This window comes from Enhygromyxa salina (assembly GCF_000737335.2).
Taxonomy (GTDB): Bacteria; Myxococcota_A; Polyangia; order Nannocystales; family Nannocystaceae; genus Plesiocystis; species Plesiocystis salina_C.
Genome location: NZ_JMCC02000050.1, coordinates 43,190 through 61,524 on the forward strand (window position 1 = coordinate 43,190; position 18,335 = coordinate 61,524).

Here is an 18,335-nt window from a genome sequence, read left to right on the forward strand (position 1 = left end):
ACATGAAGGACCTCGCGCGGCTCAAGCAGGTGCTCGAGGGTTGATGAGCTCGGTCCCGGTGCCGCCCAAGTACGCGTAGCTGTCGTACTCGTCGTAGCCCACGATCAGGACCGAGAACGGCGCGTCGCCGCCATCGAGCACGTGGACGCCGTCGCTCACGGGCACGCGGGCGACCTCGTAGCCGCTGTTGGCCACGGACACGAACAGGTTGTTGGCGACCGGGACCCCGTCGATCGTGATCGGGGCGCCCGCGCTGCGGGTCAGCACGGCGACGTCGTTGATCCAGGTGTCCGGGACCAAGACCACGTAGCGCTGCAGCTGCTGCTCGATCGGGGCGAGCTGGACCATTGCTGGATCACCGATCCCGCCGAACCCGTCGCCGCCGATCATGTATTGAACGAGGGCGATCGGCTTGTCGGATTGGACCTCGAAGTCGCCCGGGGTGCCGCTTGGACCCCGCACGTAGAAGGGCTGCATCTGGCCGGCCTGCAGCACGATCTGCGGCGCTGGCAGCCCGACGACCCCGGGGCTGGCAGTGAAGGTGATGGTCGTGGGCCCCTCGGACGCGTAGACCTGCCAGGCTGCGGCCTCGGGCAAGTTTGGGACCCGCACGGGCATGCGCGAGGCGATGAAGTGGGTCCCCCAGCTGCGCACGCCCGCGAGCTGCGACTCGAGGTGATCGCAGGCCTCGAGGTTGGCTGGCACGAACGCGCACTCGTGCCCCGAGAACACCGCGACCGGGTGGTCTTCGTCGCTGATGATCTTGGTCCCGCTCAGGGTCGAACCCATCAATTGCGTCATGACCTCGGCGATGTCGCCCTCGTCGAGACTAATCATGAACGGCACGCCGGCCTGGCCGGCAGGGACCCCCCCGGCGCCTAGGGTGACGACGCTGGGGGTGACCTGGACCTGGGTGCCGTCGTGGGCGGCGACGATCGTGGCGTAGGCGCCTTGCAGCCCGAAGCCGTCTTCGTTGGGCTGCCAGCCAACCACGTGGTTGATGTGATCCCAGGCCGCGGCCGGGTACAGCATCGAGGCGTCGGAGAGGTACGAGGTCGCGCCGTCGACGGGGTTGAACTGGTACGCGACGATCGGCACGTCCGCGCTGATCCGATAGGCGCCGCCGACCCGCTTGCCGCTCTTGTCTTGGTGCAGATCCGGGAGCTCGAAGCTGTGCAGGTCCAGCGCGTTCACGACGGTGGGGCCGGCGACGCTCGACCACACGCCAGCCATGTTCTTGCGCTCGACGGTGACCGTGGCGGGCGTGTGGGTCTGCACGTTGGAGACCACGACCGCGAACTGCACGGACTCGGCGGCGTCGTGGGTGTCGAGATCGACGGCGTAGAAGCGGCAGCCAACCGTGCTGGTGCCGTGCAGCGCTTGGGCGCAGTTTGTCGGGATCGGGCCGGTCGGCGGCAGCTCGGCGTCGGGGGTGGCTGTGAGATCGAACTTGGGGTCGCCGTCGCCTTGATCGTTGCCTTGATCGTCGCCGTCGCCGTCGCCCGTGGTCGGAGGGTCTTCGGTGTCTTCGGTGCCGAGCTCGTCGCTTGGCTCGGTCGTGTCTTGTTGGCCAAGGGTGAAGGTCGCGGCGGGTCCCGAGTCGGCTTCGCGGCCGATGCCGCACGCGAGCGCTTGGGTGGACAGCAGTAGACAAGCGTGGGGCCATGACAGGCGCATCGCGGCGGATTGTACTCGTTGGCGCTACATCAAGGCCGGAAGCTTCACCAGCTTGGCGAGCTGTTCGTCGAGAAAGCTCGCGCAGGCGCCGTCTAGCTGTGGACCCGGCTCGAGCGTCGCGCCGGCCTTGGTCCGAATGCTCAGCTGTTCGGTGCGGACGAGCCCGGCGATCTCGGCGATGAGCTGGCCGCGATCGCGGGTCCCATCGAGCAGCGGTACCAACTCGGCGAGCGGTGCCGGGAGCTCGAAGCGGCTGTGATGGTGGGTCGCCAGCCAGCCTTCGCGCGCGGCCATGATCCGGTTGAAGGCGCTCACGCGCGGCTTGTCGGGGATCTTCGTGGTCAGCGGTGGCTCGTCGATGCGGGCGGTCACGGCCTTGCGCAGCAGACACTCGATCAGATCGGCGGCGAGCCGCTCGCGGTCCGGCTCGACCGTGAACCCGGCCGCCTGCACGCGTGCGCTGGCGGCCGCGAGCAGCTCGTCGAACGCGAGGCTCGCCGGCCAGCGTTCGCCCAGCTCGATCAACGCCGCCTTGGTCAGCGACGCGGGCGAGCTGAGCCGCGCGCCGGTCGAGCTGGCGAACCCCACGCTGACATCTGGGGCCAGCGAGGGCGCGGCTTCGCTGGTCCCGCCGTCCATACAAAAGCGCAGCGACTGGGCCCGCGCGGGCTGCAGGCGCCGCTGCGGGGCCGACTCGCTGCGGCACACCACGCTGGTCCGAAACTGCCGGTTGCGCACGAAGTCCAGGTACTGCTCCATGCTGACTTGATCGGTGGCGATCCGGGCCAGGGTCTCGCGGACCTCCTCGGGCATGTCCCGATCGACCATCAGGTGCAGATCGCTGTCGCACAGGTAGCGCAGCGGCAGCTGGCCCAGGCGATCAATGAACTCGTGAAAGTACAGCGGCGAGTTGTCGCGCTCGAGGTGCTCGTGAAACAGGTACGCGTCGGGCATGGCCTCGATGGTTGCGAGCTCGCGCTCGAGCAGCAGCATGTAGGGATCATCGGGCGCCGCGGCGTGCTTGGCCGAGCTGGCCACGAAGTCGACGAGCGCCCGGGCCTGCTCGACCTGCTTTTGCGGGCCCTGAAACCGGCGCAGGTGAAACAGCATCATGCGCCGGACCATCTCGCGCATGTGCCAGCCCGGGTACACGTTGTAGCTGATGAACGCGAGCCCACGCGGGCGCAGCAGCGCGGCCGTCAGCGCGAGGATCCGATCTTGGACCGGGCGCGCGACCCAGGCGAACACGCCATGACAGATCACATAGTCGAAGCTGCCGAGCGTCTGGGCGTCGAGGGCCATGATGTCGCCCTGCTGCAGCTCGATGTTGGTCAGGCCAAGCTCGCCAACCAACGCGCGCCCGCGATCGATCTGCACGCGCGAGCGGTCGATCCCAACGAAGGTGCTCTCGGGCAGCTGCTCCGCCATTGGGATCAGGTTGCCGCCGCTGGCACACCCGAGCTCGAGCACCCGACACCGCGTTGGCGCCGCTGGCGTCAGCCCAAACAGCCGCCCCAGCACGCACAGAAGATCCGGGTGGGTGTAGGGGTAGGCGTAGCTGGTGTACGGGACGCTGTCGTAGGAGTCCGGCATCGCGAGCCACGACTAGTACCGCACGCCGCTGGGTGTCGTCGCCCGCGCGCCGGGCTTCACGCGCGTGAAAGAAGCTGTAGGCTCCCCCCCATGGCCAACATCCTCATCACCGGAGCCAACCGCGGGATCGGTCTCGAGCTCGCGCGACTGCTGAACGAGCGTGACGACCATGTCGTCGCCGCCTGCCGAAGCTCATCGCCCGAGCTCGACGCCCTTGGTGTCCAGGTCGAGACCGGCGTCGAGGTCAGCGACAGCGCCAGCCTCGAGCGCCTGAACGAGCGGCTGGGGGATCTGGCGCTCGACCTGCTGATCAACAACGCGGGCATCCTTGCCCGGACGAGCCTCGATGCCCTCGATTTTCAGTCGATCGAGCGGCAGTTCCAGGTCAACGCGATCGGTCCGCTGCGGGTGGTGACCGCCCTCAAACATCGGCTGGGTGCGGGCGCGAAGATCGCGATTGTCAGCAGTCGGATGGGCTCGCTGGCCGACAACAGCTCGGGCGGCAGCTACGGCTACCGCATGTCGAAGGCCGCGGCGAACATGGCCGGGGTGTCGCTGGCGCATGACCTTCGTCCAGCTGGTATCGCCGTCGCGCTGCTGCATCCGGGTTGGGTGCAGACCGAGATGACCGGCGGGCGTGGGGACACCCAGGCCAAGGACGCGGCGCGCGGGTTGCTGGCGCGGATCGACGAGCTCTCGCTCGAGACCAGCGGCGGGTTCTGGCATCAAAACGGCGAGCGCCTGCCCTGGTAGTGGCGGGGGACGCCGAGCGGTCGCCGGGCCTCGTCGCGCAGGCCCACGAGCACTGACTCGCCGTCGCTGGCGACGACCAGCTCGCCGTAGCGGGCGTTAGCGTAGAGATCGTCGCTGCCCTCTTCAAACAGGAACGACTCGGCGCCAACGCGCAGGCGGCTGCCCTGGTTGTTGCGTTGGCGATACTCGAGCAACAGCTCGTCCGCGGCGAGCGGGCTGCCGTCGTCGAAGCGCGCGAAGTGGCCGACCCGATCGCCGTCAACGGTGAGCACCAGGCGACCGCGGCGGGGCTGGCCGACGAGCGTGGACGGTAGCGCGGGCACGGCTGGCGGCTCGGGCTCGAGTGCCTCGTGGTCGGGCTCGAACTGGCCAGGCATCGGTCGAATGAGCTCGCGCTGTCCGGCGCGCCCGGTGTCGAGCTCGTCTTCGAGCTCGTAGCGCAGGATCATGTAGTCGCCCTGCATCAGCGAGCGCGGATCCACGGGGGCCAGCGGCAGCAGCACGGTCTGCCCGGTGCTGAGCACGCGCTCCTTTTGCAGGCTCGCGCCGATCACCAGGCCTGCGCTCACGACACACAGCACGATCGCGGGGAGCCAACGCGAGCTTCGCTCGGGGCCCGAGTCGGCGCGGGTCTCGTCGCTGCGCGGGCGTGCCAGCCACGCCCCGAGCAACAACAGCGCGCCCGTACTCATCACCCACAGGGACTTGAGCAGCAGCGTGGTCTCGAGCTGGTAGTAGAACAGGAACAAGAAGCAGCCGAGCTGGATCGAGGCCAGCGTCTGCAAGCCCCTGCTCTTGCGCAGGTGCGCGAGCAACAGCCACACGAGCGCCAGGCTCAGGCCAGGGACGTGGCGGGTGGCGAGCCCGAGCAGCAGCGCGATCGCACCCAGCGCGTAGGCCCGGCCCGCGAGCGCGCTGGCTTGCTCGCGCTTGGCCTGCCACACCACCGCGCCGATCAGCGCGAGCATCGTGAGGCTGGCGAGGGGGCCGACGAGGCCCAGGCGCAGGGTCGGATCCACCCAGGTGTGGCCGACCGAGATCACCGACAGGGGGATCAGCGCGCCGATCGGCAGGCCGTAGGCCAGCGCGGTCCAAGTTCGCCCAAGCCGGGCCGCCCACGGGACCTCGCGGATCCACGCCGCGGTCGCCAGCGCGGCCACTGGCACGCCAACCCACAGGGCGAACATGGGCAGCTCGAGCGAGAGCGCCCACCAGGTCGCAAACCCAACCGCGCACACGGCCGAGGCCAGCTGGAAGCTAGGTACGCGGACCAGGAACATCGTGGCGATGTTGAGCCCCATCCACGTGAACGCGATCATGCTGTCGCTGAGCAGGTCGGCCTTGGCGAGGGCCCCTGCGATCAGCCCGTGCGCGCCAAGGGCCATCGCCCAGATCACCTGCGAGACAACCAGCGATCGCCGGGGCCGCTGCGACCACTTGATCGCGCCAGCGAACAAGCCCGCGCCCAGGACCAGCGCCAGCGGGACGACCCGGTACAGCTCCATCGCGGCGAACAAGGTGGCGATCATCGCGGCGCCGATCCAGGTGCCGATCGCCGTGAACAGCCGGACCAACACCGGGGCGTCGCTGGCTTCGCTGTCGTGGAGCGCGTCGGCCAGCGGCAGCGTGCTCGCGCGCTCGAGCTGGGTGGGGGCGATGAGCCCAAGCAGCTCGCGCAGGGTGGTCTCAGCTCGGGCGAGGGCTTCTCGCTCGCTTGCGGACGCATCTCCCGTCTCGGCGGGCGCTGGGCTGGCGGGGTGGTGGGTCGGGCCATGCTCGCGTCGCCAATTCAGCAGCCAGCGCGTGAAGCCCCACACTTGCGCGCAGATGATCACGCCCAGGGTGGTCACACCGAACAGCTCGGCGCCGACGTCTTTGAACAGGACCCGCGCGAACCCGGTGGAGACCAGCAGGGTGACGACGCTGGCGAACGCGGCGAGCATGCCGATGTCGGGGATCCGGGCCCGATAGATCGCCCAGATCGCCGCGAGGCCGGCGAGCAGCAAGACCAGCCCGGGCGCGCCACCTTCGGGGAGCCGCTCGAAGATCGTGACCACGCCAAACGGCACCAGCAACGCGAGGCCAGCGAACGCGGCGGCGCGGGCGATGACTTCGCGATCGCGCCCAGAGGTGAAGCGCTCGGCGAGCGCGACGATGACGGCGTCGAGCAGCGCGAGCGCGGCGGCTGGCAGGGCGCCGGTGCCTTCGTAGATGTTGGCGCCGAGCTCCTGATGGATCCACCCGAACGCGGCGACGTGCAGACAGACCAGCGCGAGCACCCAGGTGCCAACGAACCGAGACAGCGCCCCATAGGCAATCAGCATGACCGTCCACGCGGCGAACAGCTCCCACGCGTCGGCGCCCGTTTGATAGACCTGGCCATAGACCGCGAGCAGCGGCCCAAACAGCAGGCCACCCAGCAGGGTCACCGCGCGTCCGGCCAGTGTGTCGCCGAGGTAGCCGCCGCCCAAGGTTGCGAGCAGCATCGCGCCGCCGACGATCGCCATGCGCGTGTGGCCCGGCAGCGCCGACCAGTTGGCCGCCACGAAGAAGATCGTGCCGGCGACCAGCAACACCACGCCGATGATCAGCGCCTGCCAGTAGAGGTACGCGGACCAGCTCTTGGCGGTGGGGCGGTGGCCGGTCGCAGTCAGGGCCCGCTCGAGCTCGGCTGGGCCGAGGATCCCCGCGGCCGCGAGCGCGTGCAGGCGACCACGCTTGGCGGGTAGATCGAGGAGGGCATCCGAGGAGTCGGACATCTCGACAACGTAGCAGCCTGGTCTCGACATCGACCCCGTGGGCGTACCCCGCGACGTCAGTGAGCCGTGCGATGATCGCGTTGTCTGGACCCCCTCATCGCCGCGAACTTCGTCAGCGCGACGTCGCCCATTGGGGCGCCCGCTCGGAAGGCTCGGTACACCTCGATCATCAGTTTGGTGTCCATTTGGCTCCCCGTGGCTGTTTCGAACAAGTTACCGCCTTTACTCAACTAGTCAAACAAGTAAGGTTGCGGTATCGTCGCGCCGATGATGACCGCAACACAAGCGCGGGCCCGGCTCGACGCGATGCTGAACGGCGGGGCCGTGGTCGGCAGCCCCGCGCACTTTCGCCGGATGTTGATCCTGACCGCCGCGACCGAGCTGTTCGTCGAGCATGGCTACAAGAAGACGGGGGTCGCCGAGATCGCGCGGCGAGCCGGGGTCACCAAGCCCACGCTCTACTCGCACTACGAGAGCAAGGCCCACCTGCTCTTGCACGCGATCACCAATGAGAAGCGGGAGTACTTCGATCGCATCTCGCAGTTGCTCGACGACTCGTGGCCAGCCCGCGACCGGCTTCGCTGCCTGATCGAGCAGTCGCTGCTGCTCGGCCACCAGATGCCGCTCACGGCCCGCCTCATCCGGGGCGAGCACGACATCCTCTTGGCTGTCGCGGAGCTGGATGAAGTCCGCGAGCTGGCCGGCGGTGCAGCGGTGCGCAACGAGGCGCTGCGCACCAGCTTCCACGAAGAGTTGCTCGAGCGATTTGCGGCCGACGTGTTGACCCCCGAGCAGCGCAGCGATCGCGCAAAGGTCATCGTCGCGCTGGCCTTTTGTGCGGGCACGCTGGCGGAGAAGGACATCCGCCAGGGGCTCTCCTACGAGCGCATGGCGTCACTGCTCGCCACGATGCTCGCCGGCGGGGCCGACACGCCCGAGCCTGTGCCCGCGGAAGCCTAGTGCCGCACACCCTAAGTTCGTTCCGGGTTAGGTGCGGAGCTGAGGCCCAAGGGCGAGGAGCGGCGACGACGCTGTACCGGGCGTACTGCGAGGAGCCGCGACGAAGCCATTGGGTTCCAGTGCCGTGCATAACCCGGCACGGACTTGCGACTTGCGGCTCTAGCTACACGCCTCGTCGACACCAACGAGCCCGATGCGTAGGCCAGGCCACGTCCTCATCCAGCTGCACTGTCGGCTTTCGTGCTAGACCAGCGCGATGTCCAACGTAGCGTTCCTCTCGAAGACCCGTTCGAGCACCTGCTTTTTGCTCGTCTGGCTATCTTCTTGTGGGCAGGAGCGGGCGGAGACCATCAAGTCCGAGTTGGCGGTTCCGGGCGAGGTGGAAGCCAAGGCCGGGCCAGAAACCTCGGGGACGTTCGAGCCCACACCGGAGCTAGAGCCACTCCCGACCGAACGCGGAAACCAGCCGACTGCCGTCGCAAGCGGGGCCAACACCAAGCTCGAGGGCGATCTCGCCCTTGGTGTCTTTCTCTCTCAGGATGCCAGCTTCGGTATGAGCCTCGTGTGCGAGTCGAATGCTCACTGATCTCGGCTCTGCAAGAGTATGGGGTCTTCGGGGTCAAATTCGTCGCGCCCAACGATGCGGACTTCCTCGACGGTTTCATCATCGAGGCCAACAGCCTCGAGCACGAATCTCCGTTCACATCGCCGAAGTTCTCAGGCTGGGACATTCCTGAGATCTACATCGGCTTTGAAGTCGGGACCGTAAGATCGCCAAGGGGGCCCACGCCGTGCTCGAGCGGGTCGACGACGTGCTTCGCCGGGTGCGGAAGCTGCTGCCCGACCTGACCAACGACGCGAAGATCGGGCGGCGGCTCGACGACTTCGACGAACTCGACGCGGACATGATCGCCGCGCTCGCCGATCACAAGGCGATCACGCGGAAGCTCGACGAGGTCGAGTTCGAGCAGACCAAGCTCGAGCTCGCGCTCGAGCAGGACGATCCGGACCTCGACCGGGTGGAGCGCCTGGCTGGGGATGTCGAGCGCAGCGCGGACGAACTAGAGAACCTGGTCAATGGGCAACAGGCCGCCAAGCACGCGGATGCCGACGTGTCCTCCTCCAAGGTCTCCAAGGAGACGCTCGAGGCCCTCGAGGAGGGACGTGATGTCGAGAACGTTTCGGAGCTTGCGCCGGAGGTGTTTGACGCCGAGCTGCGGTACGTGGCGAATGCCGACGGCCGTGAGATTTCGCTCGAAATCGGGAGTAAGCACTACGACCGCGAGGTGGTGCTCCCGAACGGGCACACGTACCGGCGCGACAAGAAGACGAACTCATGGTGTCGCTTTTCGAAGCCAAAGAAGGGCAACTGTGGCACCTCGGACTCTGAAGTCCAAGCGAGCCAGGCTCACGCGAGCGACGCCGCAGGGGGGGAGTGCCGGACGGCTTCGCATCTGCCGACGACTTCGCTGATTTTGGTACAAAGCTCAACAGGGGCTTGAGCAAGGCCGGCGTCACTGACGCAACAGCCAGTCTTCAAGGAAGCGCGGTGACCGGCAAGAGCTTCAGCACCGGAAAGGCATTTGGCCCTCACAGCGATTTCGACGTTGCGTTGGCGAGTGAATCTCTCTTCCTTCGCGCAAAGAAGCTCGGCATTGAGATCGGAACCAACCCGGCTAGGATCGGCCCATTGACGCCGAAGCAAATCAAACAAATGCGTTTGGACAAGGTCCATCGGACGCTCGAGAGGAACGCCGAGCGTGAGGTAAATTTCATGATATTCAAGTCTCAGGAACGCGCTCTTCAGTGGTCTGCGGACACGATCAGGTTCTAGGAGAAAAGACAATGGTGCAGCATCGCTACGACGTGTATGGGCTGACGGAGTTGAGTCTGACTGATGCCCGCTCGATCATCGAGAAGGCTCTCGGCCTCGAACTCTCAGAGCGCGGGAGCGAGTATTTCGGGGGGGCCTACTATAAGTATCGGCTGGATTCAGGAAGGGAGGCGATTCTATTCAGCAACTTCATTGCTGCGAGGGCTGATTGGGTACGCGGACGCCACAAAGACTACAGCGTACTGCTCGAAGTGTCGGATTTGGAGGATATGGACGAGATCCAACAGCGGCTGATGGCCTCGTGCTCTGGCATTGTCCTGCTGGAAACTTCGACCATTGATGATGAGTCTGAGTCGGTCGGGGAGTCATGACCGATGCTTCATCTGCCGGATGCGGACGGGGATCCGGGAGAGCCGGACTGGGAGTCTTCCTCATCGGCCGACCGGGCGGAGGCTCGAGGTGGCCCTCCGGCCACGTTCGAGTCGCAATTTCACACCCAATTCCGACCACCGAAGCCCAAGAACCCGGGCGATCCACCGCTCGACCCACAGCTCAACCCCGCCGAACCAATACATGACGACGGGATGGCTCGCGCGACCCCGCCGTCACTGTATCGCCCGCCCGCTACGGAGCCTGCGCCGCCACTGCAACACCCGCGAACCGCCGCAGCCAGTACGTCCCCGCAGGAAACACCGCCGGTTTCCCGGCAAGCATCAACGCCCGCGCCGCCGCATACTGCCGCTCCCACTCACGATCCCGCCCGATCTCCACCAGCACCCGCCGTTTGCTCGACCCGGCATGCTTGGGCGCGACCGTGAACCGCTCCTCGACGCTCTGCGCCACATCACTCCAGCGCTGCCGGGCAAGCTTGCGCACCCCCATGAACTTTCGCCCTCGCCTGCGCATGCTTCGGTGGATCTCGCGCTCGCGCTCGCGGACCGCTTCCATCAATTTGGCATACAGCGCGTCGTCATCGAGCTCGGGAAAGATCGCTGGCCGCACTAAAGTCAGCGACACTTTCTCGGGCATGCCGCCGGCCTTGTCAAAGAACCAATCAGGCCGCTCGAAGATCCGCGTCTCGCCAAACCGCCAGCCGAGCGTGCTGAACCCCGGCCATTGCCACGACCACTTGACGAGCCCCGCCTTCACGGGATTGGTCAGGCTGTAGACCAGATCCATCAGCGACTCGTCGTCAGTCGGTCGACGAGTGTCGCAGGGATCATCGCCGCTCCAGACGCTGTCGAATCGGCCCAAACGAGCGTTGCGGCCACGGGCGACCAGACTGTGCAATTGCTGCTTGAATGGGACCAAATGGCCATCGGGATCGGTCACGTCCGTATGGTGATGGTCGGACATCCACAGGCTAGCGTGGACTTGGATCCCGTAGCGTTCAGCGTTGTGAGCGAGGCAATACCCGATGAAGTTGGTGAGATCCGTGGGATTGGCGCCCGGCGCGAACAGCATCATTCGGCCGATGCAGCGCCGGTTGATCTTGTAGCGACGGCCGGGGTAGATCGGCCGAGCTCGGACGCGATCGTAGCCACGCGTCGCCCCCCGGGCCCGGTTGGCCTCCCGGCGGGCGGCGCTGGCTTGCTTCTGCGCGGACGTGGCCACGTAGAGGTCATCGGCCCGGGAACGGCCTTGTTGCAGAGTTTCTGATCATTTCTCCGCGGGGCAGCCTGGCAGGGACAGATCACTGATCCAATGACCAAATCGACGACTCCGAGTCCGGTCCTCTTGTAAAGGGATCGGCAAAGCATCGTCGATACATTTGTATCCCTCGCCTCCTTGTTCACGCCTGAGTTTTGGACGGCGATGGAAGAGATGATCCCGAAGGTCATCTCCGAGCCGAAGTTCCGCTTCGAGATCGGTCGCGCTTCGGCGGAGATGCTGCACAAGCAGCTCACGGCGCTCAACGCCTCCAAACCCTACGACTACGGGAACAAGCTCGGGGTCTTGTTTGGGACGCTGCTCTTCGAAGTGGCGGTCGGGCTCCTGACCGGAGGGCCGGCTCCGCCGCGCTCAAAGGCCTCGAGGGCGCCGAGTTGCTTGCGAAATTTCCTCGACTGCAGGCCTTGGCCAAGCGGATCGCGGCGGCGAGCCTGGTCCGTGCCGGCGTCAAGATCGGCACGAAGATCGCCGAGGGGGCCCACGCCGTGCTCGAGCGGGTCGACGACGTGCTTCGCCGGGTGCGGAAGCTGCTGCCCGACCTGACCAACGACGCGAAGATCGGGCGGCGGCTCGACGACTTCGACGAACTCGACGCGGACATGATCGCCGCGCTCGCCGATCACAAGGCGATCACGCGGAAGCTCGACGAGGTCGAGTTCGAGCAGACCAAGCTCGAGCTCGCGCTCGAGCAGGACGATCCGGACCTCGACCGGGTGGAGCGCCTGGCTGGGGATGTCGAGCGCAGCGCGGACGAACTAGAGAACCTGGTCAATGGGCAACAGGCCGCCAAGCACGCGGATGCCGACGTGTCCTCCTCCAAGGTCTCCAAGGAGACGCTCGAGGCCCTCGAGGAGGGACGTGATGTCGAGAACGTTTCGGAGCTTGCGCCGGAGGTGTTTGACGCCGAGCTGCGGTACGTGGCGAATGCCGACGGCCGTGAGATTTCGCTCGAAATCGGGAGTAAGCACTACGACCGCGAGGTGGTGCTCCCGAACGGGCACACGTACCGGCGCGACAAGAAGACGAACTCATGGTGTCGCTTTTCGAAGCCAAAGAAGGGCAACTGTGGTACCTCGGACTCTGAAGTCCAAGCGAGCCAGGCTCACGCGAGCGACGCCGCAAAGGCGGGAGGGTACGGAGTCTCTTCATCTCGCCGAAAGCATATTCTTGATGGAGATCCCGGGAAGCCAGGCTCTGGGCATGGCCCCAACCGGGGTAGTACGCAAGGCGCATTTCCTTATACCTGGGAACGATGATCAAGCCATCGCTTCGATTGAGCGCGTGGCCAACTCCCGTTCGTCGACATGGAAACAAACCACTGGACCTGGGTTCGACACAGCACGAATTACTCGTGGTGGACCGTCACTACGTGCTCTCACCGTGAACTCCAAGGGACGCCCAGTCCGTTTCGAGGTTCGAGGTCAAGATCACGGCCTCGATATTACCGTGATCATCGAGCCAGGACCGGGGGGGGAAGGCATTACCACGGGGTACGTGAGGCTATAGGCGAAATCATGAGTAATTCACACACAAATCAAGACCAAATTTTGTTGTTGCTGGAAGCAGTTGCGTTGAACGCTCCTAGCTTCCCCCTGGGGAACGTCAAGCGTTACGTGGAGCATGGCGAAACGGTGCTGGCGCTAGAAACTCTGTGCGACAACCTGGGTGAACTGGGAGTCGTTCTGGAACCTCGATTGCGCGCGGAGCTTGTTGCTGTATGTACGAGTTCTGGTGTCGACAAGGAATATTGGCGAGACTTCGCTGAAACGAGGTTGTGATCCGGGTGATCCGGGTGATCCGGGCGGGGAGTCCTGTTCGACCCTCGTCGATCACCCGTACCGTCAAGCCCCGAGTTGGGCCTTCGGCCATGCTCGAGTCACCACTTCGCGCCCACTTTCGCTCAGCGAAGCTCGGGAATGGGGGCGTCGGTTCGGGTGCGCTTGCTCGAGGCTCTGCTCGAGATCATGGGCGTGGACGTTGCGACCGCCCACGATCAACACGTGCTTGGCGCGACCGCAGAGGAACAGGTCACCGTCGTGGAGGAAGCCGAGGTCACCGGTGCGAAGGAAGGCACGCTCGGGGGCGTCGACGAGTTGCGCACGGAAGCGATCGGCGTTGTCCGCTTCCGTGCCGCTCCAGTAGCCTTCGGCGTTGCTTGGGCTGGACAACCACAGCTCACCCACGACACCCGCAGGGCAGCGGCGCCGGGTCTGGCGGTCGACGACCTCGATCGACACACCGGCGGCGGCGTCGGGCCGACCACAGCCGATGAGCACCCGCCGCTGCGTGCTGACGTCCCCCGCCTCGAGCGGCCGGACGTACCCGCGCTCGAGCTCTCCAGCGTCGAGTTCGAGCACCGTCGCCGCGTCGCGCCCCCCACCGCACACAAACAAGACCGTCTCGGCCATGCCGTAGATGTTGCTGAACCAGATCGGCGAGCGCCCGTGCGATCTCGTCGGGTCTGTTGGCGATCTTGTCCACAGAGCCTTCAATGGTCAGGTACGGCACGGTCGCCGGCCCGGCGATCCCGATCCCGCTGGAGAAGGGCGCTTCGCCTGCCTCGACACCGCGCGGTGCGAGACCAACGATCCCGCAAAGCCGCATGTGGTGTTCCGGGGCCTCCACGTCGTCCTTCCACGGCCGCTCCTCGAACCAGTTGTTGACGATATGAGCCCCCTCTCCGCCGTTGCTGTGTCCCATCACGATGACGTTGCCGTCGAGCTTCGCTGCACCACCTGTACCCGGCCCGAAACCATCCCAATCATCGGCGGTGAAGAGCCAGCGCAGCATGCAGATGTCGATCATCGCTCGCAGGTCGGGGTTCGCTGCGCGCTCGCCACCGACGCTGACGAAGATCGCACCGTCATCGACCACCGCGTTCGCAACGTGTTCGTAGAGCGCGCCGTCCTGGCCACCGTTGCCGTGGTGGTGGAAGACGACGGGGAACTGTCCGACTGGCCATTCGCCACCTGGGTCTGCGGGGCGGTAGACGAGGAGATCGACGCCGTTTCCGTTGACCGTTTCCCACTGGATGGCTTGGTCCTCCCATCCGAAGCCCACCTCCGCGGGGTCGCAGAGGGCCTGCAGGTCGTCGAAGTTGTCCTCGGATGGCGCGAAGCTCGGCAATGCCACGATGTCGAACTGGCCCGGCACGTACTCATCCGGCAGTGAGGGGGGACAACTCGGCTCGCCATCGCCGTCGCCATCGCCATCGCCATCGCCATCACCAGTACCCGTCGTTTCTCCGGTTTGGCTGTCCTCCCCGCCCCCCTCTGGACATCCCGCCAGGCAGAAGCACAGGCACGGCACGACAGTGCACGCGCGAGGCAGCTCCATGGTCATGGGACCACCTTCGAAACCAGCAAGACATCGCCCAGAACCGGCAGCTCGACGACACCGTCTCCGTTGACATCCACTGGGCGACCAACGCTCGCGCCGAATTCGAACTGTTCCACCGTCCGGCGTTCATGCGTCGTCGCGTCTCCCAAATAGTCCTGCACAACCAGCATATCGTTTCGCTCACCGAGCACGAGCTCCCCGTCCGTGTCGCCATCAACGTCACCGAGCGAGACAGCGCGCCATCGAATGTCGGGTGCTGGCGGCAGCTCACCAACCACACCGGGTTCGAGCCCGCCCCCTCCGTCAGCCAAGCGGTAAATGAGCTCGACCCGCCCGACGAGGTCGGCCATTGCGTCCCCGTTGAGGTCTCCCTCCATCATACTTCCCGGCCCCACGCTCGTCGGATAGGCGTCCACGGTCACCGAACCATCAGCCTGCGCGAGCAGGACGACATGGATAATCTCCGTTTCTGCCGAAGGATCGCTGCAGTAGTCCAGGATGGTGCACACCGCGTCTTGGCGACCATCTCCGTTGAAGTCGCCGGCGATGCAACCGCCGAGTTCACAAGCGTCGGTCGGAAGGTCCAAGCGTTCGTCGACCAGAGTCGTACCTTGGACCTCCCACAGCGCGAGCCGGTCGCGCGCCGCCCATTCTCCGACGTCGTTGAAGTGTGCCACGACCCTCCAACGGCCTTGTGCGTCGGGACCCACGGCCACCGACGCCTCGAAAGGATGGGTCGTCTCTGGAACGGAGAACGATGTGGTATGGACCAGCGTCGGTCGACCGGCCGAGTCGAGATGGTACAGCGTCGCCCACTCGCCCGTCTCGGACACGATGAGGTCGAGCCCCGGCTCGTCGTCGAATTCACCGCTGACGACCCGCAGCGGCGAGCTCACCTTCGGAGGAGTCTCAGCGTCCCCCACGAGGTCGAACCCGCTCCCGTTCCACTTGTGGACGCTGACCTTGCCGTCCTCGAGTCCGACCAGTTCATGCCCCGGTTCGCCGTCGAGTTCGAGGGGGTGTTCGAAGCCCATGGCTTCGACGGAGTGCGGAAAAAAGCACACGTCCGCGAACTCGAGGGCTGCACCCTCGCACCGTTCGCCGTCGTCATCGCCGACGTCGCCCTTGGTGTCGGATGCGCCAACCGAGTGCCCGTTGCAGGCGACCAACAGTAGCGCGATCGAAAGAGCCCTGGTGCTCGCCCGCGGCAACATGCTTCCAGACTATTTCGCCATGTGCGCACTCCGCAACACCTTCCTACCTGCGCTTGCCGGACAGGACCCGTTCGGCGCGACGTCGCCCCCGAACGAAGCCAGCCCGCGCGGCGCACCTCGTCGAAGGTTCGGCTGGACCGAAGACCCGGGGCCCATGCCCCAACAAGCGATCCAGTGGCTCGCCCGTGAGCTTCACACCCGCCGCCGGCGAACGCCGCGATCGACTCGGGATCCCGGATCGGCGGCCGAGGCCTCGCGGGTGGGAGTCGCTGTTGTCGCGCTCCGTGCGACGAGCCTTCGATGGCGCCGAGGTCTTCGAAGGACCGACGACGCGTCCGGGGCCCCGTCGAGCGTCGAAGCGGAGAGCCGATATCTCGCTCATGCAGTTCGACCCCCTGCGCCCACAGCCTCTTGGCATACTTCAAGGCCTCCATGGCATCTTCGCGGGCGCTGTGAATCGTGACAACCTCTGCGTTGCGATCCCAGGCCCGCTCACTCGCGTTGAACGAGCCCGTCGCCAGGCCATAGCGGTCTCGCCTGGTCTGATGCCAGACCAGGACCTTGGCGTGGAACACCCCCCCCCGATTCCTCATCGCCATCGAGCGAGGTCGGCAGCCTCCGGAGGGCTTTGACCTCGGCACAATTGGCCGTCTCGAACCGCTCCCAGTGCTTTGGGGTGATCGTCGGGCCGCAGCTTGGATGGCAACACAAAAACCGAGCGACGACGGAGCGCCTGCGCAATAGGTCGAGCACCTCCGTCGGCGGGCTAAAGCTGTAGGTCAGCCAGTAGAGCTCGGACTCGAGCGGAATCTGACGGATGAAGTCTGCGAGGCGTCGCCAACCCCGTTGACCGAGAAGTGAGTTTGCAGGGTCATGATTTGGCTCGGGCGTGGGCTTTGGCCTCTTGGGCGGCGAGCAGGGCGTTGCGCTCGAACAGGAAGTCGAGGACCTGGTCTTCGAAGCGCTGGAGCACTCGGACACGTTGGTCTCGGCATTTCGCGCGAGCCCGCTGACCATCGCCATCGAGACCCCCTGCGGGACGACCCGGCGCACCGTGGGCCACGACGAGAGCGGCCTCGCCCAGGTCAGCCTGCTCGTGCCGGAGGGCGGATCGTCGACGATCGTCTGGGCGACGGTCTCACGCGGGGCGACGGTCTCACGCGACGGGCTGTCAGCGCGTCTCGGCAGGCTTCGCCTTTGCCCGCGCCTTCGCTTGCTTGGTGAGCTCCTTACCGACCCAGTCGACCATCGACGGGATGTCGACGTCGAGGCCGAGGGTTCGGGAGCTGTCGACGAGGACCTGCTTCGGGCAGTGGCTTCGGGCACGAAAGGTCTTCTCGGCGACGAGCTCACCGGTGCGCCGGTCGTAGATGCGCACCTGCGACTGACCGATCGGCACGTCGACGGGACCCCCGATGTACGAGCACTTGCGGGTCTTGCCGCTGCGCTCGTGGTCCGCGAACACGACCCAGTCGATGTCGGCGTAGGTCTTGACCGTGTCGGGCTCGCACGAGGGACACACGATCAAGACCATGCTCAGGGACCGGGGGAAGATCGCTAGATCGAGCTCGTCGGCCCCGGGCGGCTCGTCCCCGAGCTCGACGGGACCCGAGCGGGCACCGAGCAGGATCTCGCGAAGGAGGCCGCCGGTGTTGATCGGCGGGAGCTCGTAGGTCCTGGGCTTGTACTTCGGCACTTCGACCGAGAGCTCGAGGCCGGTGTCGACACGGCTGACGACGTCGAGCTCGTCCTCGTGGGAGGGCGAGCGCACGATCTCCACGCTGCCGAGCCCGCTGCGCATGGGGACCTCGTCCACGATCTGACCGTCGCGCTCGGCGGTCAGCGTGGTCCCGAGGAGCTCGACGGTCGTGCCTTCGGGCCAGGTCGACCCCACCATGTGCAGCGCGCCGTTCTCCGGATACACCCGAAGTGTGGGCGGATACTCGGGTCCAGCCTCGCTCCCAACGAGGCCCGCGGAGAGGGTCAGCGTTTGGTTGTTCCAGCTGCCGTCGGCGAGCTCGAGGAGCTCGGGCGGGGGCCCCGGGGTGGCCTTGGAGGTGGACCTGGGTGCGGGCTCGCTGCGGTCACAGGCCGCGAGAGTGAAGAGGGCGAGGGTCGTGGCCAGAATCGTCGTTCGGCGCATGCCCGGAGCCATAACGTGAAGCGCGCTGCTCGACAAGGCGTGCACGACTCGCGTCTTTCGACCGCATGAGTAGGACTGTCGTCGGAATCGACATTAATCCCCCAGCACCCAAGACGAGCGTGTTGCGGTTCTTTTCTTCCCAGTTTGCACCGGCCGCTGTGTCAGGGCTATGCGATGGGCTACGACCGCAAGCTGTGTGCCGACGTGCTCGACGCGTTCATCGTGTCGTTGCGCCGCTGGCTATCACGGCGTGCTCGCTGCCAATGCCCGGGCGTGCAGGGTCACAGCACGCTCGCAGCACATGCGACCGAGGGGCCAGCGGGAGGTCAGCCGCAATCCGCAATCCCGCAATCCCGCAATCCCGCAATCCCGCAATCCCGCAAGAGAAGGTG

Annotated in this window: 17 protein-coding genes; 10 read left to right on the top strand and 7 right to left on the bottom strand. The window is 66.0% G+C overall.

The window, feature by feature from the left end; genetic code table 11:
- Nucleotides 1-21: 21 nt before the first annotated feature.
- Nucleotides 22-1,677 (bottom strand): IgGFc-binding protein, encoded by a 1,656-nt coding sequence (locus DB30_RS20060; RefSeq protein ID WP_052551389.1) that lies wholly within the window; start codon nucleotides 1,675-1,677, stop codon nucleotides 22-24.
- A gap of 24 nt (nucleotides 1,678-1,701) precedes the next feature.
- Complete coding sequence (locus tag DB30_RS20065) at nucleotides 1,702-3,270, bottom strand: methyltransferase regulatory domain-containing protein (RefSeq protein ID WP_052551392.1); 1,569 nt, start codon at nucleotides 3,268-3,270, stop codon at nucleotides 1,702-1,704.
- Nucleotides 3,271-3,360: 90 nt separating this feature from the next.
- On the opposite strand from DB30_RS20065, the gene DB30_RS20070 reads away from it, so the two are divergent.
- Nucleotides 3,361-4,023 carry an SDR family oxidoreductase gene (locus DB30_RS20070; RefSeq protein WP_052551393.1) on the top strand — a complete coding sequence of 221 codons (663 nt, stop codon included), beginning with the start codon at nucleotides 3,361-3,363 and terminating at the stop codon, nucleotides 4,021-4,023.
- On the opposite strand, the gene DB30_RS20075 is transcribed toward DB30_RS20070, so the two are convergent.
- Nucleotides 3,996-6,782, bottom strand: a complete 2,787-nt coding sequence (locus DB30_RS20075; protein ID WP_052551395.1) for a GDYXXLXY domain-containing protein — start codon at nucleotides 6,780-6,782, stop codon at nucleotides 3,996-3,998. The genes DB30_RS20070 and DB30_RS20075 overlap by 28 nt on opposite strands.
- Nucleotides 6,783-7,049: 267 nt before the next feature.
- Here DB30_RS20075 and DB30_RS20080 point away from each other — a divergent pair, with 267 nt between their 5' ends.
- From DB30_RS20080 to DB30_RS20100, 5 genes are all read left to right on the top strand, one after another.
- Nucleotides 7,050-7,742 carry a TetR/AcrR family transcriptional regulator gene (locus DB30_RS20080; protein ID WP_052551397.1) on the top strand — a complete coding sequence of 231 codons (693 nt, stop codon included), beginning with the start codon at nucleotides 7,050-7,052 and terminating at the stop codon, nucleotides 7,740-7,742.
- 256 nt (nucleotides 7,743-7,998) lie between these two features.
- Nucleotides 7,999-8,328 (top strand): hypothetical protein, encoded by a 330-nt coding sequence (locus tag DB30_RS20085; protein ID WP_052551399.1) that lies wholly within the window; start codon nucleotides 7,999-8,001, stop codon nucleotides 8,326-8,328.
- A gap of 205 nt (nucleotides 8,329-8,533) precedes the next feature.
- The gene (locus DB30_RS20090) at nucleotides 8,534-9,244 is read left to right on the top strand and encodes a hypothetical protein (protein ID WP_146659762.1); all 711 of its coding nucleotides are present in this window, start codon (nucleotides 8,534-8,536) and stop codon (nucleotides 9,242-9,244) included.
- Nucleotides 9,241-9,576 (top strand): hypothetical protein, encoded by a 336-nt coding sequence (locus DB30_RS20095; RefSeq protein ID WP_146659764.1) that lies wholly within the window; start codon nucleotides 9,241-9,243, stop codon nucleotides 9,574-9,576. Before DB30_RS20090 ends, DB30_RS20095 begins: the two co-directional genes overlap by 4 nt.
- An 11-nt stretch (nucleotides 9,577-9,587) precedes the next feature.
- Nucleotides 9,588-9,947 (top strand): hypothetical protein, encoded by a 360-nt coding sequence (locus DB30_RS20100; RefSeq protein ID WP_052551405.1) that lies wholly within the window; start codon nucleotides 9,588-9,590, stop codon nucleotides 9,945-9,947.
- Nucleotides 9,948-10,200: 253 nt separating this feature from the next.
- Here DB30_RS20100 and DB30_RS20105 read toward each other — a convergent pair whose 3' ends face one another.
- On the bottom strand, nucleotides 10,201-11,043 hold the full coding sequence (locus tag DB30_RS20105; RefSeq protein ID WP_146659766.1) for a hypothetical protein: 843 nt from the start codon (nucleotides 11,041-11,043) through the stop codon (nucleotides 10,201-10,203).
- Between the two features lie 608 nt (nucleotides 11,044-11,651).
- On the opposite strand from DB30_RS20105, the gene DB30_RS20110 reads away from it, so the two are divergent.
- Together DB30_RS20110 and DB30_RS20115 are read left to right on the top strand one after the other, a co-directional pair.
- Nucleotides 11,652-12,503 (top strand): DUF445 domain-containing protein, encoded by an 852-nt coding sequence (locus DB30_RS20110; RefSeq protein ID WP_052551409.1) that lies wholly within the window; start codon nucleotides 11,652-11,654, stop codon nucleotides 12,501-12,503.
- Between the two features lie 258 nt (nucleotides 12,504-12,761).
- The gene (locus DB30_RS20115; protein ID WP_146659768.1) at nucleotides 12,762-13,025 is read left to right on the top strand and encodes a MafI family immunity protein; all 264 of its coding nucleotides are present in this window, start codon (nucleotides 12,762-12,764) and stop codon (nucleotides 13,023-13,025) included.
- Nucleotides 13,026-13,088: 63 nt separating this feature from the next.
- Here the strand turns inward: DB30_RS20115 and DB30_RS20120 are convergent, their stop codons facing one another.
- A complete protein-coding gene (locus tag DB30_RS20120) occupies nucleotides 13,089-13,655 on the bottom strand; it encodes an AMP-binding protein (RefSeq protein WP_052551411.1) in 567 nt (188 codons plus the stop codon).
- A 7-nt stretch (nucleotides 13,656-13,662) separates the two neighbouring features.
- Here DB30_RS20120 and DB30_RS20125 point away from each other — a divergent pair, with 7 nt between their 5' ends.
- Nucleotides 13,663-14,418, top strand: a complete 756-nt coding sequence (locus DB30_RS20125) for a hypothetical protein (RefSeq protein ID WP_052551414.1) — start codon at nucleotides 13,663-13,665, stop codon at nucleotides 14,416-14,418.
- 167 nt (nucleotides 14,419-14,585) lie between these two features.
- Here the strand turns inward: DB30_RS20125 and DB30_RS20130 are convergent, their stop codons facing one another.
- Both DB30_RS20130 and DB30_RS20140 read right to left on the bottom strand, forming a co-directional pair.
- On the bottom strand, nucleotides 14,586-15,800 hold the full coding sequence (locus DB30_RS20130) for a hypothetical protein (protein WP_240480280.1): 1,215 nt from the start codon (nucleotides 15,798-15,800) through the stop codon (nucleotides 14,586-14,588).
- A gap of 1,171 nt (nucleotides 15,801-16,971) precedes the next feature.
- The gene (locus DB30_RS20140) at nucleotides 16,972-17,943 is read right to left on the bottom strand and encodes a hypothetical protein (RefSeq protein ID WP_052551418.1); all 972 of its coding nucleotides are present in this window, start codon (nucleotides 17,941-17,943) and stop codon (nucleotides 16,972-16,974) included.
- Nucleotides 17,944-18,117: 174 nt separating this feature from the next.
- On the opposite strand from DB30_RS20140, the gene DB30_RS41555 reads away from it, so the two are divergent.
- Nucleotides 18,118-18,335: hypothetical protein (locus tag DB30_RS41555; RefSeq protein ID WP_205633028.1), on the top strand; the 218-nt coding region annotated here is incomplete at its 3' end.